Origin of the sequence: Bacillus cereus group sp. BfR-BA-01381, from assembly GCF_022663555.1 — a bacterium.
Lineage (GTDB): Bacteria > Bacillota > Bacilli > Bacillales > Bacillaceae_G > Bacillus_A > Bacillus_A pacificus.
This window is the reverse complement of record NZ_JAKUFR010000275.1, coordinates 1-292: the sequence shown is the minus strand read 5'-3', so window position 1 is coordinate 292 and position 292 is coordinate 1. Positions and strand designations below refer to the sequence as shown.

Here is a 292-nt window from a genome sequence, read left to right as displayed (position 1 = left end):
AAAAGGACAACCATTTTTTGAAAAGTTATGGGAAATGGAAAACGAGCAAAAGGTAAATTAAAAAAACCGCCAATCGGCGGTTTTTTTAATTTGGTGTAACTTATCTTTAGCAGCAAGCTCTTCGTGTCTAAGAACTGAACGAGCTGCCTCCGCTTTTATATGAAATCCAGCTCTGGCTCCTAGCCCTTCGCGTCTAAGAACCTTCCCCACGAGAAGGTAAAAAGCACCTTCTGTGAGAAAGAACCTTAGCCGTCAGGGCTAAACAGTCGCCTCCGCTTTATATGAAATCCAG

Annotated in this window: 1 protein-coding gene; it reads left to right on the top strand. The window is 42.8% G+C overall.

Annotation, left to right across the window (positions count from 1 at the left end; genetic code table 11):
• Positions 1 to 61, top strand: a 61-nt coding sequence (locus MR079_RS29495; protein WP_396022972.1) for a DUF3603 family protein, incomplete at its 5' end; no start/stop codon positions are given.
• Positions 62 to 292 lie beyond the last annotated feature (231 nt).